Origin of the sequence: Flavobacterium sp. RSP49 (assembly GCF_003968735.1) — a bacterium.
In the GTDB taxonomy this organism is placed as follows: domain Bacteria; phylum Bacteroidota; class Bacteroidia; order Flavobacteriales; family Flavobacteriaceae; genus Flavobacterium.
This window is the reverse complement of the sequence record NZ_RYDN01000006.1, coordinates 1-15,963: the sequence shown is the minus strand read 5'-3', so window position 1 is coordinate 15,963 and position 15,963 is coordinate 1. Positions and strand designations below refer to the sequence as shown.

13 protein-coding genes are annotated in these 15,963 nt (G+C 35.7%); 3 read left to right on the top strand and 10 right to left on the bottom strand.

Annotated elements, in window-relative coordinates; translation table 11 throughout:
- Positions 1–15: 15 nt before the first annotated feature.
- The 5 genes from EKM02_RS04840 to porU form a co-directional block, all read right to left on the bottom strand.
- Entirely contained in the window at positions 16–1,698 is a 1,683-nt protein-coding gene (locus EKM02_RS04840; protein ID WP_126452645.1) for a pyruvate dehydrogenase complex dihydrolipoamide acetyltransferase, read from the bottom strand.
- Between the two features lie 7 nt (positions 1,699–1,705).
- Positions 1,706–2,704, bottom strand: coding sequence for a pyruvate dehydrogenase (acetyl-transferring) E1 component subunit alpha (gene pdhA, locus EKM02_RS04835; protein ID WP_126452643.1), 999 nt, complete (start codon positions 2,702–2,704; stop codon positions 1,706–1,708).
- Between the two features lie 155 nt (positions 2,705–2,859).
- The gene (cdd, locus tag EKM02_RS04830; protein ID WP_126452640.1) at positions 2,860–3,342 is read right to left on the bottom strand and encodes a cytidine deaminase; all 483 of its coding nucleotides are present in this window, start codon (positions 3,340–3,342) and stop codon (positions 2,860–2,862) included.
- Between the two features lie 85 nt (positions 3,343–3,427).
- Positions 3,428–4,597, bottom strand: coding sequence for a type IX secretion system outer membrane channel protein PorV (porV, locus tag EKM02_RS04825; RefSeq protein WP_126452638.1), 1,170 nt, complete (start codon positions 4,595–4,597; stop codon positions 3,428–3,430).
- A gap of 37 nt (positions 4,598–4,634) precedes the next feature.
- On the bottom strand, positions 4,635–8,462 hold the full coding sequence (gene porU, locus EKM02_RS04820; protein ID WP_126452636.1) for a type IX secretion system sortase PorU: 3,828 nt from the start codon (positions 8,460–8,462) through the stop codon (positions 4,635–4,637).
- 208 nt (positions 8,463–8,670) lie between these two features.
- Between porU and gldJ the strand changes: the two genes are divergently transcribed.
- Both gldJ and EKM02_RS04810 read left to right on the top strand, forming a co-directional pair.
- The gene (gene gldJ / locus EKM02_RS04815; protein WP_126452634.1) at positions 8,671–10,359 is read left to right on the top strand and encodes a gliding motility lipoprotein GldJ; all 1,689 of its coding nucleotides are present in this window, start codon (positions 8,671–8,673) and stop codon (positions 10,357–10,359) included.
- A 63-nt stretch (positions 10,360–10,422) separates the two neighbouring features.
- The gene (locus EKM02_RS04810) at positions 10,423–11,706 is read left to right on the top strand and encodes a UDP-N-acetylmuramoyl-tripeptide--D-alanyl-D-alanine ligase (RefSeq protein WP_126452632.1); all 1,284 of its coding nucleotides are present in this window, start codon (positions 10,423–10,425) and stop codon (positions 11,704–11,706) included.
- Between the two features lie 32 nt (positions 11,707–11,738).
- Here the strand turns inward: EKM02_RS04810 and EKM02_RS04805 are convergent, their stop codons facing one another.
- Together EKM02_RS04805 and EKM02_RS04800 are read right to left on the bottom strand one after the other, a co-directional pair.
- Positions 11,739–11,957, bottom strand: a complete 219-nt coding sequence (locus EKM02_RS04805; protein WP_126452630.1) for a glycoside hydrolase family 3 N-terminal domain-containing protein — start codon at positions 11,955–11,957, stop codon at positions 11,739–11,741.
- A gap of 97 nt (positions 11,958–12,054) precedes the next feature.
- Positions 12,055–12,264, bottom strand: coding sequence for a hypothetical protein (locus tag EKM02_RS04800; RefSeq protein ID WP_126452628.1), 210 nt, complete (start codon positions 12,262–12,264; stop codon positions 12,055–12,057).
- Between the two features lie 318 nt (positions 12,265–12,582).
- Between EKM02_RS04800 and EKM02_RS04795 the strand changes: the two genes are divergently transcribed.
- The gene (locus EKM02_RS04795; RefSeq protein ID WP_126452626.1) at positions 12,583–13,338 is read left to right on the top strand and encodes an NUDIX hydrolase; all 756 of its coding nucleotides are present in this window, start codon (positions 12,583–12,585) and stop codon (positions 13,336–13,338) included.
- A 373-nt stretch (positions 13,339–13,711) separates the two neighbouring features.
- Here the strand turns inward: EKM02_RS04795 and EKM02_RS04790 are convergent, their stop codons facing one another.
- From EKM02_RS04790 to EKM02_RS04780, 3 genes are all read right to left on the bottom strand, one after another.
- Positions 13,712–14,440, bottom strand: coding sequence for a superoxide dismutase (locus tag EKM02_RS04790; protein ID WP_126452624.1), 729 nt, complete (start codon positions 14,438–14,440; stop codon positions 13,712–13,714).
- A gap of 334 nt (positions 14,441–14,774) precedes the next feature.
- A complete protein-coding gene (locus tag EKM02_RS04785) occupies positions 14,775–15,275 on the bottom strand; it encodes a hypothetical protein (protein ID WP_126452622.1) in 501 nt (166 codons plus the stop codon).
- Between the two features lie 54 nt (positions 15,276–15,329).
- Positions 15,330–15,767: a helix-turn-helix domain-containing protein gene (locus tag EKM02_RS04780; protein WP_234423153.1), complete on the bottom strand. Its 438-nt coding sequence runs from the start codon at positions 15,765–15,767 to the stop codon at positions 15,330–15,332.
- Positions 15,768–15,963: the final 196 nt, after the last annotated feature.

The window sequence follows — 15,963 nt, the reverse complement described above, 5'->3', positions numbered from 1 at the left end:
TTAAAAACGGAGTTATTACGCAAGCATCGTAACTGGGTTTTCTATAAATTGTTTCAATGTTTGTAAAAATTGAGCTCCAGTTGCGCCATCAATTGTTCTGTGGTCGCAAGCTAAAGATAACATCATTGTATTTCCTACCACAATCTGACCATTTTTCACTACCGGTTTTTCTACAATAGCTCCTACGGATAGAATAGCAGAATTGGGTTGGTTAATGATTGAGTTGAATTCAGTAATACCAAACATTCCAAGATTAGAAACGGTAAAAGTACTTCCTTCCATTTCTGTAGGTAATAATTTTTTGTTTTTAGCTCTTCCTGCAAGATCTCTTACGCTTCCGCCAATTTGTGATAAACTCATCGCATCTGTAAAACGCAATACAGGAACTACTAATCCGTCTTCAACCGCTACAGCAACTCCTACATTCACGTGATGGTTGATAAGAATTGAATCTTCTCTCCATTGTGAATTCACTTTTGGGTGTTTTTTTAAAGCCATTGCACACGCTTTTATCACCATATCGTTAAACGATACTTTTGTGTCTGGAACACTGTTAATGATTACTCTTGATTGCATTGCTTCATCCATTGCTACCTCTATCACTAAGTTGTAATGTGGCGCGGTGAATAAAGATTCTGCTAAACGTTTCGCAATGATTTTTCGCATTTGCGAATTTTTGATTTCTTCTGTAAAAATTTCTCCTGCTGGAACAAATACTTTAGGCGCAGCTGCAGTTTCTGTTTTGGCTGGTGCAGCCGCTACATTTGTCTGGGCTGGAGCGGCAGTTTGTGGCGTGAAGTTTTCAATATCGCTTTTTACAATACGTCCGTTTTCGCCAGAACCTTTTACTTGTGTCAATTGAATTCCTTTATCACTTGCAATTTTCTTTGCTAATGGGGATGCTAAAATTCGTTGCCCGTCAGTTGATGCTTCTTGAGCAAGTGGTTCTTGAGTCACTGGCTCTGAAGTTTTTTCTGTCGAAGCAACTTCTTTTTCTATCTCTTTTTCAGCTACGGGCTCTGCTTGTGGTGCTCCGCCAGTTTTATGATTTTCTGCAATTCCGGAAATATCCGTTCCTGCTGGTCCAATGATTGCCAAAAGGCTGTCTACTGGTGCTGAATTTCCTTCTTCAATTCCAATATACAATAAAGATCCTTCGTTGAAGGATTCGAATTCCATTGTTGCTTTGTCTGTCTCGATTTCAGCAAGAATGTCTCCTTCGGCAACTGTATCACCTACTTTTTTCAACCAAGTCGCAACAGTTCCTTCGGTCATGGTGTCACTTAAACGTGGCATAGTAATAACTATAACTCCCTCTGGTAAAGCAGTGGTAGTAGATTTTGTTTCTTCTTTTATAGCATCGGGAGTTGCTTCTGTTGTTTCTGTAGTAGCTTTTGCCTCTTCTTTAACTGGAGCCACATCAGCTGTTTTTCCAGCGATTAAACCAGAAACATCTTCGCCTTCATCTCCAATAATTGCTAACAAAGAATCTACAGCTGCAGTTTCTCCTTCCGGAATACCTATATATAAAAGAGTTCCTTCATTGAAGGATTCGAATTCCATTGTTGCTTTGTCTGTTTCAATTTCGGCAAGGATATCGCCTTCGCTGATTTTGTCCCCTACTTTTTTTAGCCAAGTCGCTACCGTTCCTTCCGTCATCGTATCGCTCAAACGAGGCATTGTAATTATTGTTGCCATAATTGATTTATAGTTTATGAGGTAAAAATGGATAGTTCTCTTGTTCGTATACTACATCGTAAAGTTGTTGAATAGGTGGGTATTCAGATTCTTCAGCAAATTTTACGCACTCTTCAACTAAACTTTTCACTCTCTTTTCGATTGCCCCAATTTCTTCATCGGTAGCGTATTCTTTTTCTTTAATTATACCTAAAACCTGTGTAATTGGATCGATTTTTTTGTACTCTTCAACTTCTTCTTTCGAACGATACAATTGCGCGTCTGACATCGAGTGACCTCTGTAACGGTATGTTTTCATTTCAAGAAAAGTAGGTCCGTCACCACGACGTGCTCTGTCAATTGCCTCTGTCATTGCTTCAGCAACTTTTACAGGATTCATTCCATCCACTGGCCCGCAAGGCATTTCATATCCTAGTCCTAGTTTCCAGATATCAGTATGATTCGCTGTTCTTCCTACAGATGTTCCCATGGCATATCCATTGTTTTCGACAATAAATACAACTGGAAGTTTCCATAACATTGCCATGTTGAAGGCTTCGTGTAAAGATCCTTGGCGTGCGGCGCCATCACCAAAATAGGTCATAGTAACACCCCCAGTTTCAAAATACTTATCTGCAAAAGCCAATCCTGCACCTACAGGTATTTGTCCGCCCACAATTCCGTGTCCACCATAAAAACGGTGTTCTTTTGAAAAAATGTGCATAGAACCACCCATTCCTTTTGAAGTTCCGGTAACTTTTCCTAAAAGTTCCGCCATCACACGTCTGGGATCAACTCCCATTCCTATTGGCTGAACGTGATTTCTGTACGCGGTAATCATTTTATCTTTTGTCAAGTCCATGGCGTGCAATGCACCGGCTAGTACCGCTTCCTGACCATTGTATAAATGTAGAAAACCTCTAACTTTTTGTTGGATGTATAATGCTGCAAGTTTGTCCTCAAACTTTCTCCAAAGCAGCATGTCTTCATACCACTTTAAATATACTTCTTTTGTAACTTCTTTCATCTGAATTTTTCTTTTGCTAAAGTGTTATTGTATTATCAATGTGTACCTATAACGCAAAATAGTTTCCTCCCACAAATTTGCGCCCGAATGGTCGGGATGCAAAAATAAGACATTCCAACTTAGAACTAAAATTTAATAGGTAGTTTTTGGATTTTTTACAAGTATTTTTTGTCAAACATAAAAGGGAGCAGGTTTTTTAGAGATTCGGATTTGTAAATTGTACCAATCTCTCCCATGAAATAGATTTCAATCGGTGTCTCTTGCCGAATTTCATATTCGGCTATGGATTGTCTGCAAGAACCACAAGGCGGTATTGGAGTCGAAGTCGTATTAGTATCTGAAGCAGCTGTGATAGCCATTTTCAAAATTTTAACCTCTGGATAGACTGCGCCTGCATGAAAAATAGCCACCCGCTCCGCACAAAGCCCGGATGGGTAAGCCGCATTTTCTTGGTTTGAACCTAAAACGATCTTGCCGTTATCTAAAAGAAGGGCTGCGCCAACTCTGAATTTTGAATACGGGGCATACGCTTTTTTTCTAATTTCAACAGCTTGTCCCATTAAATTCTGAATGTCATTTGGCAAATCTTCAAAGGCATCAAATGCTTTGAATTGTGTAGTAATTATTATTTCTTTCATACTAATTTAAGGAAAAAAAATCCAAACTTCATTCCGAAGCGTTCGGGCTGAAATTTGGATTATTATTGGTGAATTTTATTTATGTTTAATATTCTTCGTATTTATCTCCAAAATTGAAGGTAAGTGAAAAACGAAGGGTGTTTTCTAAAGGGTTTTTTACTTTTGATGCTGAGAATAAATACGAAACATCTACTTTGACAACATTGTATTTAAAACCTGCTCCAAGGGATAAAAATTGTCTCGCCCCTTTCAACGGACTTTCATGGAAATATCCCAATCGCATGGCAAAGGAATCTTGGTACAAATATTCAGCACCTACCGCATAAGTTACTTCTTTCACCTCTTCTCCCAATCCATCAGGCGCATCACCAAATGATTTAAAAACACCGGATGTCCAGCCTATTGAGCGGTAATTGTCATTGTTTTGATTGCGTTCTTGGGGAGTCACTGTGCCATCATTATTCAAATCTGGATTTTGAGGAGTTGGAACTAATAATTTATTAAATTCAACATTTAACGAAACCTTGTTGTAATCGTCTAAAATAAAATCAAAACCAGTTCCGATTTTTAAATTAGCGGGTAAAAAGTTATTGTTAAAATCATCATTGTCATAACTAATCTTTGGACCTAAGTTTTGAATGTTAAACCCAGCTCTCCATCTCCCGTTGAATTCATTGTACGCCAATTCTTCGGATTGGTAAAAACCGGCTACATCAACAGCAAATGAACTGGCAGAGGAGGCATCGTTGTTTTCGGAAGCAATTTTTAAATTAGAATTGATAAATCGACCTGCAATCGCCATCGAGAATTTCTCGCTTAGTTTTAAGGAGTAGGAGCCGTCAATAGCAAATTCATTAGGTGATACGGTAGGAAAGGCTTCTGTAGGTTCGCCTGTTCTGCGTAATTCAATTTCGCCTAACCCAAAATAACGAATACTTCCTGCAAAAGCACTTCGGTCATTCAGTTTTTGATAGTAGGTCAGTTGCGCTAATGCGATATCATTTACCAGATCAGTGAGGTACGGTGTGTAACTTATTGAAAACCCTTGTGCATCTGTGGCAAATGCATATTTCGCTGGATTCCATTGCTGAGAAAAAGCATCTGCGGATGTAGCAACTCCTATATCACCCATACCTGCAGCTCTTGCATCGGCAGCGACTAATAAAAATGGAACCCCAGGGTTTATGACTCTATCCTGAGCTTTTGCAAAAGAAATCATAAATATAAGGGTAATAATCAATACTGTTTTTTTCATTATTTCAGAAGGTTTGTTAGACAAATATAGTATTTAATTAAAGGATTACAAGTTTTTCATATTTTTCGGATTTCTTATTGGTTAGGCTTGATTTCACAGTAAGTTTATAGATATACACGCCTTTTCCTATTCGGTCTCCAAAATCATCTTTGCCGTCCCAAGTGATTTCTTTGGATAAAAAACCATCTGTCGTGACGATTTGATTCCTAGTCCAAACTATTTTTCCTGTTATCGTCATTACCTGAACCTGAACGTCTAATGGTTCAAATGGTCTGTTGTGTGTAAACCAAAACTCCGTATAGCTGACAAATGGATTGGGGTAATTTAATACATGTGTCAATGTTATGGCATCATCACCCACTACAATAAACTGGATTTCAGCGGTTACTGGATTGTTGTACACATCCCAAGCTTTGAATGTGATGGTGTGCAGCCCGGGAGCTAAATTGCGCAACGGAAACCGAAGTGTTCCGCTGGTGAAATCATCCAGTTTTGTTTGATAATAGTCATTCAATACAAAGGGATTGCTTACATCTCCATCTAAAATAGCAACAATATCATGGCCTATTCCGCTGGCTGTATTTATGCCGTTTCCATCTTCAAGTAACGCAACAAGAAACGGAGATTCATTTGTTATTCCGCCAGAAACAAAAGTCTCATCATTCATGTATAACTTCACAGTTGGGCTAATATTGTCTGTTGCGGCATTTTCGTTTATTCCACCTATTTTTATGGCAGCATCATATCCGGTTTCGTTTTGTAATACTTGATTTTTTTTGGCATAAAAGCTAATTCTTCCGTTTGCTAAAGGGATTCTGATGTCTCGTGGTACAACAAAACTAAATTCAAATTCACCATTTGTAACCGATGCATTTCCCCGGAATATGGTTTCTCCTAAAACATTAAAATTCATGACTGGACTATTTCCGTCATTATTATAGGTTGCTCTTGAAATGGTTTTGTCAAAGATAGTAGTGGAAACTTCACCATTATAGTTGGTCAAAGGATTGTTGTTCTCATCCGTAACTTCACCGGTCAACTTGATTTTAGAGAGTGATTTGAAGTCCTCAATATTTTGGGTAACAGCAATGTCATTTACTTTTGTTAATCTAATTTTTGGCTTGGGAATGGCAAGCATTAATGCAGGGTCACCAATGTAAAAGACGACATTTGTTGCTGAATTGGGATTGTTGTTTTTCGAAATTCTCAGTGCTTCTGCAATAGATGAATATTGGTTTGAGCCGTACGATAATAAATTTTTAGTAAAAACATCATTAAAGTTTTCGGCACTAAACTGACCAATGGAACGAATCGTTGTAATCATGGCTATTGCTCCGCCTTTTGGGTTCCAGTACGTATATTCCCCAGCTGTAGGTCTAAAGGGATTGTCAAAGCGGGAAAATTCACAGGTAATAGTGATGAATAATGGGTATCTGAATTGATTGCTTAAATTTTGTCCATCAGATTTTTCCCATATCCGCTCGCTTGACAAACCGTCCTCGCCACCATGACCTAAATAATTAAATACTAAAGCGCCTTTTTCGAAAGCATTAAAGAAATCGGCTCGTGCTTTAGGGTATCTGGATCCTCCAGCAGCGGCTTCCTGAATGTAGGAATCCAAGAGGATTTTATTGACATTCAAAAAAGGTTTTTCGGCAGCAATGGTATTTGCAAGCGTATTTTGTTTTTTTTGCAAAGTGGCATCGGAGGCAATATCTGAATCATCAGAAATTAAAACAAAATTATTTCTCCAGCTTCCGTAAGATTTTATGTCGTGATATTCAATTACTTTATTCACCATTTCATCCGCCTGCTTGGAGTCGTTCACCAGCATTCTGCCAACTGCAATATCGATTCCGCCAAAATAGGAAATAACATTACCTTCTGAAGGATCCATTAGTCCAAAAAAATCATCAGAGGCAAAAGAGGATTCTCCCGATGTATTGCTATTTAAAGAGTGATAAATAGGAACAACATTAGTATTGTTGATGATTCTGTTTTTGAAATCGTAGGAAGCATCGCCAAAAAGGTTAATGAATTGCATTCTTTTTTGTGGTGTTGAAGCATTTTGATAGATGTACTTAATGCAGTTTCTTATAGCAGCTACATCCTGTTTGCCCGAAGAAAATTCTTGATATATCGATTCTAAAGGAATTACTTTTACACTCAAATTAGAATAATTGCGGTGAAAACTAGCTAGTTTTTCAGCTTGAGAAACTAAAAATGAAGGCGAAATAAATACATAATCAATATCTTGAAATTGACCCAGACTATTTTTGAATAAGGTTCCTTTTAGGTTTTGATTCGGGACCGTTGATCGGCTTTCTTTTAAAGGAGTATAATAATCCGAGGCCTCCACTGCAATGTACTTTCTGAGTTCTCCCAAACCTGCTTTGAAATTGATTGTATTTTGACCTGCATTTTCGATTTTAGTTGTGTTGTAGATGTCCGTAACATCCCATATTTGAGAGATTCCAGCGGCATTTGAAATAAGATAATTGACAATTCCGGTCTTTGTGCTGGATTGATCGTATTGAAAATGAAATTGTTTTCCGTATCCTTGAAGTTTTCTCTTGGCAACTAGTCTAATATTATCCAGAAAGCCTTTAGAACCCGGAACGCCATTGTTGTTGTATTTGAGCTTCATTTTGACCGTTTCGGCTCCACTGAACGAAGCGTTAAAGGGTAAAAACCCCAAAACAAATTCAGTTTCTGAATTGTTATTCAGCGCAGGAAACGAGATGTTTCCGACTAAAATTCCGTTTGCGGTCACAGTAAGTGAGGTAGGTGTAAAAGCTGCTGAGGCGGCTGTCAGCATAATTTTAACGGTTGATGTGGCGTCAAAATTAGGGAAGACAAAGTCAAATTCCTGTTCGTTTTTAACCTCAAATGATTCGCCAAACCATTGACGGCCCAATCGAGCTATGTTTACCAGATCTACTTCATGGTGTTGGTGATTATCAAAGGAGGTTAAAGTCAACGTACTGTTTCCTGCAGGCTGACTTAAAGGCGCCATTCTTTTCCCGTCAGCACCTTGTGTTGTAATGTAGTAATACGATTTTGTGTCATATAAGTTAAGGTGTGTTTTGCTTTCCTCATTCCAAGTATCAACGCCTTCACCATAAAAAAGAATGTAATCTTCATTGTTGAAAATGCCGTCCCCTTCGCCATTTATTTGAATTGTATTTTCGATCAAGTCATTTGGATAGTAAATTTTGTTGGACAATGGTGCCATTCGCCCACCATTGCCGTATATTTTTATTTTTCTGGGGTCAGATGTAACATCAAGTCCGAGTTGTTGCAGAAAGCTTTTAGAGATTTTATACACGCCAGATTTTTCAATATAAAATCGAAACCAAGTGCCGCTCGATAAAACCGAATTAGAAATGCCATTAAACGTTTTTTCGGAGGGTGAAATTCTAGAAGCGTTACGCTCTATTTCATACGAAAAGGATTTGATTCGTTTGAATCCAAAATTATCTTTAATTATTGGTGTAAGCTCAATAAAGGCATTCTTTAGTTCTCTGGAATTACGTATTTGCAAAGACGAACTTACTGTTTTAGGAAGGTTTTCGATATCTAAATCTCCGAGTTCAGCAGCAGTAATCGATTCGTAAATTATATTTGTAACTTGAATTTTCCCTTCATCAAAAGAGACTGGTTCATTTATTTTTAAAGTAAAAAGGAGCGTTTTGGCAGCAGCATTATAATGGAAACTATTTCCTGAAAAAAAAGGGATCGTAACTTTGAAATCACCATAGGACATTTCTTTTTTTTCTAACCAATTGATGGTTGCATCACCTTTGATCTGGGCAAAAGAAACGAACGGAATTAGTACTAGATAAGCCAAAATAATTTTTCTCATTATTTTTTCAACGGAATTAATAGACAGTTATTATAAATCAGTAAAAATAAATCATTTCATGTTATAGTAAATAATAAATATTATAAATTTGCGTTCGTATATGTAATTTGTTGTTAAAATCGGTTTTTTGAAAATAATAAGAAAGATCGATGTTGATTAATTGATAATTATTATATTGCGCCACTAAAATTATTACCCACTAAAGAGTATGAAAGCAAACAGAATTATGAGCTTACGATTGTTAATATCAATCCTGTTTATTATTGGTTTTTCCAGTTGCAGTAAAAAATCTAGCTCAAAGAATACTTCAAGAGCAACTGGCTGGAATATGGACAGTAAAAAAGCAGGTTCAAATTATAAAAAACAAGAAGCGGGTCCGGGATTAGTTTTTGTTGAAGGAGGTACATTTACCATGGGCAAAGTGCAGGATGATGTTATGCATGATTGGAATAACACCCCAACGCAACAACATGTCCAATCTTTTTATATGGATGAAACGGAGGTAACAAATTCAATGTATTTGGATTATTTAGACTGGTTGAAAAATGTTTATCCACCGACGGAAGAAAATTATAAATATATATATGAAGGCGCCTCGCCAGACACTTTAGTTTGGAGAAATAGATTGGGCTATAATGAAACAATGACCAATAATTACTTAAGACACCCCTCTTATGCAGAATATCCTGTTGTAGGTGTAAATTGGATTCAAGCCGTCGAATTTAGCAATTGGAGAACCCAACGTGTAAATGAAGCGCTTCTGGAAAAAAACGGATACCTTAAAAAGAATGCAAAAACACTAGATGTGACTGCAGACAGCAATTTTGATACTGAAACCTATTTAAATTCACCGACCTTGGCTTTTGGAGGAAATGAAGATATTGTATTAAAAGGAAGAAAAGGAGCCAGAAAAACTCCTAAAACTGGAAAAAATGGGACGGTTGTAGAACCAAAGAATGTTTATGCGCAGCGTTCTTCCGGAATTCTTCTACCGGAATACAGACTTCCTACAGAGGCGGAATGGGAATATGCAGCTGCAGCCGATGTGGGACAAAGAGAATATAACATATACAAAGGGCAAAAAAAATATCCTTGGTCAGGCGGGTACACGCGTTCCGGCAAAAGACAAAGCAAAGGGGATCAATTAGCTAATTTTAAGCAAGGAAATGGTGATTACGGCGGAATTGCAGGTTGGTCTGATGATGGGGCTGACATTACAAATGAAGTAAAAAAATATCCTGCAAATGATTTTGGATTGTATGACATGGCCGGAAACGTAGCTGAGTGGGTTCAAGATGTTTACCGACCTATTATCGATAATGAAGCAAATGATTTTAATTATTTCAGAGGGAATCAATACACTAAAAATAAAATTGGTGAAGATGGCAAAGTAGAAATTGTCACTAAAGACAATATGAAATTTGATACTTTAAGCAATGGAAAAATCATTGCCAGAAACTTTCCAGGTCAAATCGCTCAGGTACCCGTTGACGAACAAGAGACTTATCTGAGACAAAATTTTAATAAAAGTGATAATATTAACTACAGAGATGGAGATAAACAATCTACTAGATATTATAATTTTGGAGATTCAGAATCAGATGACGAGAAAACGAAAGAAGAAAAAAACATGTATAACTCCCCAATACACAATGTGACTACGGACAGTTTAGGGAACATGGTTAGGAAATATGATAAATCAAGCAAAAGAACAACTTTGATAAATGACAATGTCAGAGTTTACAAAGGAGGATCCTGGAGGGATAGAGCCTATTGGTTAGATCCGGCTCAAAGAAGGTATTTTCCGCAGGACATGGCCACAGATTACATTGGTTTTAGATGTGCGATGTCTCGAGTAGGAGCAAAAGCAGATAAAAAAAGATCAGCCAGAAATTAATTTTTATATAAATACAAACAAAAGCCCTTTGATTAGGGCTTTTGTTTTTTTAAATCGTTTCAAATGGATATTAATTACGTTCATAGTTTGTTTTTGCAATGCAACTCAGTTTCAATTGACACCCGCAAGATTGAGCCAAACTCCTTATTTGTTGCTGTAAAAGGAGAGCGTTTTGATGCTAACACTTTTGCAAAAGAAGCATTAGAAAAAGGAGCTGCGTATGTTATAATTGATGATGAATCTTATTTTATTGATCAAAGGACTATCTTAGTTGAAGATAGTTTGGTCGCGCTGCAAAAATTAGCAAAATACCATCGTGAATATTTGAAATTGCCCATAATTGCGCTTACGGGAAGTAATGGAAAAACAACCACTAAGGAACTTATTCAGGTTGTACTTTCGAAAAAATTTAAAACCAAAGCAACCGTTGGCAATTTAAACAACCATATTGGGGTTCCATTGACATTGCTTTCTTTTACTTCAGAAACTGAAATAGGAATAGTTGAAATGGGAGCAAATCACAAAAAAGAAATTGAATTTCTATGTGAATTAGCAACACCGGATTATGGGTATATCACTAATTTTGGCAAAGCCCATTTAGAAGGTTTTGGTGGTGTAGAGGGCGTTATTGAAGGCAAAAGCGAAATGTATCAATACCTTTCAAAAAAAGACAAGCTTGCTTTTGTTAATTTGGAAGATACAATTCAAGTTGAAAAATCAAAAAGGTTGCACTCATTTACTTTTGGTATAAATAAAACAAATGCGGATGTTAATATTACTTCGATTAAGGCAAATCCTTTTGTAGAAATATGTTATTTCGGATTGGAAATAAAATCCCACCTGATTGGGTTGTATAATGCCAATAACATCAATGCAGCACTCACTATTGGTAAGTATTTTAGTATCGATGATATCGCAATAAAAGAAGCTTTAGAAAGCTATGTGCCTGAAAACAACAGATCACAATTGACATCTAAAGGAACTAATCAGATTATTCTGGATGCCTATAATGCAAATCCGAGTAGTATGGCTGTAGCTATTGAGAATTTTCTACAGTTAGAGGATTTAAATAAAGTTATGATTTTGGGAGATATGTTTGAGTTGGGACAGGAAAGTCAGCAAGAACATAAAGCAATAGTTGACCTTCTTTTGAACGAAGATAAAGTGAAATGTTATTTTATAGGTACAGCATTTTATACCAATAAACTTGAAAACAACAACTTTTGGTTCTATAGTACATTTGAGGAATTTTCTAATGATTTACCAATGATAACATTCAACAATAGTACGATTTTGATAAAAGGATCGAGAGGAATGGCACTGGAACGAACGTTAGATTTTTTGTAATTAAAAAATATTTTTTTTTAATAAAAATGCCATCATATTAAAGTTATGATGGCATTTTTCATGGAAGTTCTCACACCATGACTTTGAAGACCATTAATAAAACTAACAGCAACTTCTCCGGATAAAACTGGATATTCAGAAAAATATTCGAAGTTTCTTCCGAGAAGAGGCGATCGCTTCATATTTACTCCGGGGTCTAATACTATTTGAAAATCGTTAGTCTGAGATTCGATTTCTAGGGTTTCACCCATTTTTTATACCAATGCTGGATTCCAGGACGAAGCAAGTGCCGATGCAGTCGGAAAACAAATGGAAGGAACACTATTAGTAAAGTCAAAACCTTCTGCTTTACGCAAACCAAGCGGTCCATCCGTCATAAAAATAGTAGGAATATCCAGTATTGAACAGCTTTTGTGGACTAATCGGTTTCGCCGGAACATAAAAAAGCTTTTCTTCTAAACTCATTTTAGCTACTAGTTTTTTTGCCTTAGCGCGATAATCTACATCTTGAGCATGCGATTGGGAGACTAATGTCAGTCCAAAAAGTAATAAAAACATTTTTTTTCGTCTTTTACTGGGTTGTTTTTGAATTATTGGGTTCGTTAATTAAATTTATTATTTTGAAGCATTGTGCATATTTATTTGATTCGTAATGCATTTTGTATAATTTTTTGATTAATAATTTTTTTTAGACTATTTTTAGTACAAGTGTGTTTTTACACAATCGATTTGTACTATTATTGCAGTGTTTTTTCTTTTCAAAAGAAAAACACTGCGTTGAGAGTTTTGAAAAAGTGTTGTTCTTTAATTTTCTTAAAAAAATGAGCTAAATTGCAATACTAATAAATTATGTTTTAATTATCAGAAAATAAGTACATGTTAAAAAATATTTTAGACAATAAGGAAAACTATCAGCCCGGCTTATCAATAGATTGTGTGATTTTTGGATTTCATGACAATCAGCTAAAAGTGTTATTGATAAAGACAAAGTACAGTGATAAATGGGCTTTACCAGGTGGTTTTGTGCCCATAACCGAAGATATAGATCAGGCTGCCGTCACTGTTTTGAATGATAGAACGGGACTAAGGGGGATTTTTCTGAGACAATTTTCAACTTTTGGAGCAGCCAGAAGGTGTAATGTTGATGTCAGTAATACCGTTTTAGATTTTTACGGAATACCTTTAGCGGAAGGCAAATGGTTTGCCAGTCGTTTTGTAACCGTTGGGTATTATGCCTTGGTTGATTTTTTAAAAATGATTCCGCAACCTGAGGGTAACAATGAAACGGTGGAATGGATTGACCATAATGCGGTGCCGGAATTGGTTTTAGATCACAAGGAAATTTTAGATAAAGCATTAGAAACGCTTCGCATGGAATTGAATTTAATGCCGGTAGGCTATAATTTATTACCCGAAAAATTCACGATTCCCGAGTTGCAGAAATTATATGAAACAATATTAGGCAGAAAACTCGACCGTAGAAATTTTTTACGTAAGATAATGGCAATTGGGATATTAAATAAGCTGGACGAGAAGAAAAGTAATGTAGCCCACAAAGCCCCTAATTTATACCGTTTTGATAAAGAAAAATACGAAGAGGTTGTTAAAAACGGGTTGACGCAGGGGTGGTAAATTAAAGAAAAGGCATAAAAAAACTTCATTAGAAATAATGAAGTTTTTTGTGGGCGATTAGGAACTGTTTTCTAACCATTTTATGCAGGATTTGAAGAAATAACAATTTATAATTTAATTCGATTTTAATTAACCATTCTTTTTTGAAGGGTTACTGGCAGGAAAATATTTTTTTCATCTTTCTAAAAGACTTCTACTTATTTTAAACCGAGTAGCCAAACGTATAGGATAAGTAAGTCGAAACTTTAAACGTCATCAAAAAAGTAGTAATGTTGTAAACAGTAGTTTAAAATCAATCTGTTAGGTTATTTTATCTAATTTTAAAATACGATATTATACAATGGTTGTTACTTAGTTGGTTTTTATTACTATTTTATTTCATCAAATTTTCTGCATCGTTCAATCTCATCGCCACATTGTCCCAATTGATGATATTGAATAAAGCATCTACGAAATCGGTTCGTTTATTTTTGTATTTTAAATAATAGGCGTGTTCCCAAACATCAATAACCAATATCGGAATGGCTCCCCACTGCGTAAGTTTTTCGTGGTTTTCGCATTGTAAAATTACCAGGCTATCGCTGTAAGGTTGATACGCAAGAATTCCCCAACCGTTGCCGTCAACATTTTTTGAGGTGGCAGCAATTAGAACTTTCAATCTATCGAAACTACCAAAACTTTTTTCTATTCGTTTTAGCAAATTACCTTGGGGTGATGTGTTTTTATTGGTAAGATTAGTCCAAAATATAGAATGTAAAATGTGAGATGAAAAATGATGGGAGAGCTTTTTTGTCCAAAAATCAACAGTTTCTAAATTGTTTTCATCCAATGCTTTCTTTATCATTTGTAAATCTTTGTTAGCACCCTTTACTGCGCCACCGTGATGAAAAGTATAATGCAGGTGCAAGGTTTCGGCATCCATGTAGGGTTCCAAAAAACTTTCGCTGTAAGGCAACGTTTGTTGAATATAATTACCATTGGCATCTACCAATTTATCAATGGAATTGTCTGCTAAATTTTTAGCAAACGTGTTTGTAGTCGGAAGCACTAATGCTGCTGCTCCAAACAAGCTACTCGATTTTAAGAAATCTTTTCTGTTCATTTTTTTAGCGTTTAAATTATTTTTAAAATTAGTCCTATTATTGCGGAAATCAAAATGAGGTTTGTTCTTGTGTTTCCTTAATGTAAATCAATACAAGTATTGATAAAACGGCATGTATTGTCGTCGTTATGTTCGTAATACTATGCTGTGCCTTTTTTTGAAATGACTCTAAATTTATTTTTCCGAAATCTCTTTTTTCTTCGACTAAATCTCAGGTGCACGTAATTGACTAGTGGCAATGGACCTCTGAAGGCTGAATAACCTAATTTTTTTAAAATAAGCAGCTAGCATTTTTAACGTATATGTAGTGTTTCCTTTCATAAATTAAGTAGTTTTAAAAGGCTATACCAAATTGGATAGCTACAGTAAAAGTGGAAGGATGATCATTGCCAAACCGAACTGGCAAAGGAATGGCAACATAATAACTGCTATTGGTGTTTTTTATTATTGTTTTGTTGAATACTGGAGTTATGCCATACCTACCACTAGTCTCAAATGCCGCTCTGCCTGCAAAGGTGTATCCGTTTCCTAGTGCTACTAGTACGCCAGGATGAAATAATAAACTATTCACTTTACTAATTCCGTTTTCTGCTCTTATATTGGGTACAATTTCAAATGAGAACCCAATTTTTGGACTTTTCCAAATATTGATTCCAGTTGGGAAACCCAGAGCATAATAATCTCTAAAATTGATATTAGTTCCATCCGGACTTACCGTTACAATGGGATGCAATATCCCAAAATATCCCGTAATTTTCGGATAAGTTGTTTGCCCAATTGCAGGTATAGAAAACACTAATATAGCAACAAGCAGAAAATATTTGAAAAAAATCATAATAGTTTGTATTTTTTACAAAATTACAGGGGAGAAATAGGAATAAATAGAATGCTATTTACTTTTTGTATTTGAATTACTTTTTTGCTTTTTTTTTCGGTAGGAAGAAGGGTTTTTCCCTGTATGTATTTTGAATATCCTCGTAAAATGACTTTGGTCTGAAAAGCCGGTCATATAAGCTATTTCAGTAAGAGAGTACGTTGAATTCTGAATAAGGGAGATTGCTTTTTCAATTCGTAATTTTCTAACATAGTCTCCAAAATTGAGGTCTCCAAAATATTTTGAAAATTCTCTTGATAAATAAGAAGGGTTAATCTCCAAGTCACTAGAAATTTTTTTTAGGTCAAAAGTAAATTGATTGTCTATTTGATCCTGAATAATTTTTTTCAAATCTTTGACCCAAGCCGGAGCTTTCTTTTTGTTTTTTTTCTTTTCCTTTAAAAATTTATTGTAAACTTCGTGCAGCAGGTTTTCAAAAGGACTATTCTGCAAATGATTTTGTTTATATAAATGTGTTGCCCAACTGTATAGCCCATCATAAATAACCATTCCTGTTTCTAATAACTTATGATCATCTTTAATATTATATGCTTGTCCGTTTAGTTACCTATAATTCATTCCATTGATGATTAACTCCAGCAATGATTAGTCTTTCCATTGTTTTATCTTGAAAATATCTTCGATTGAA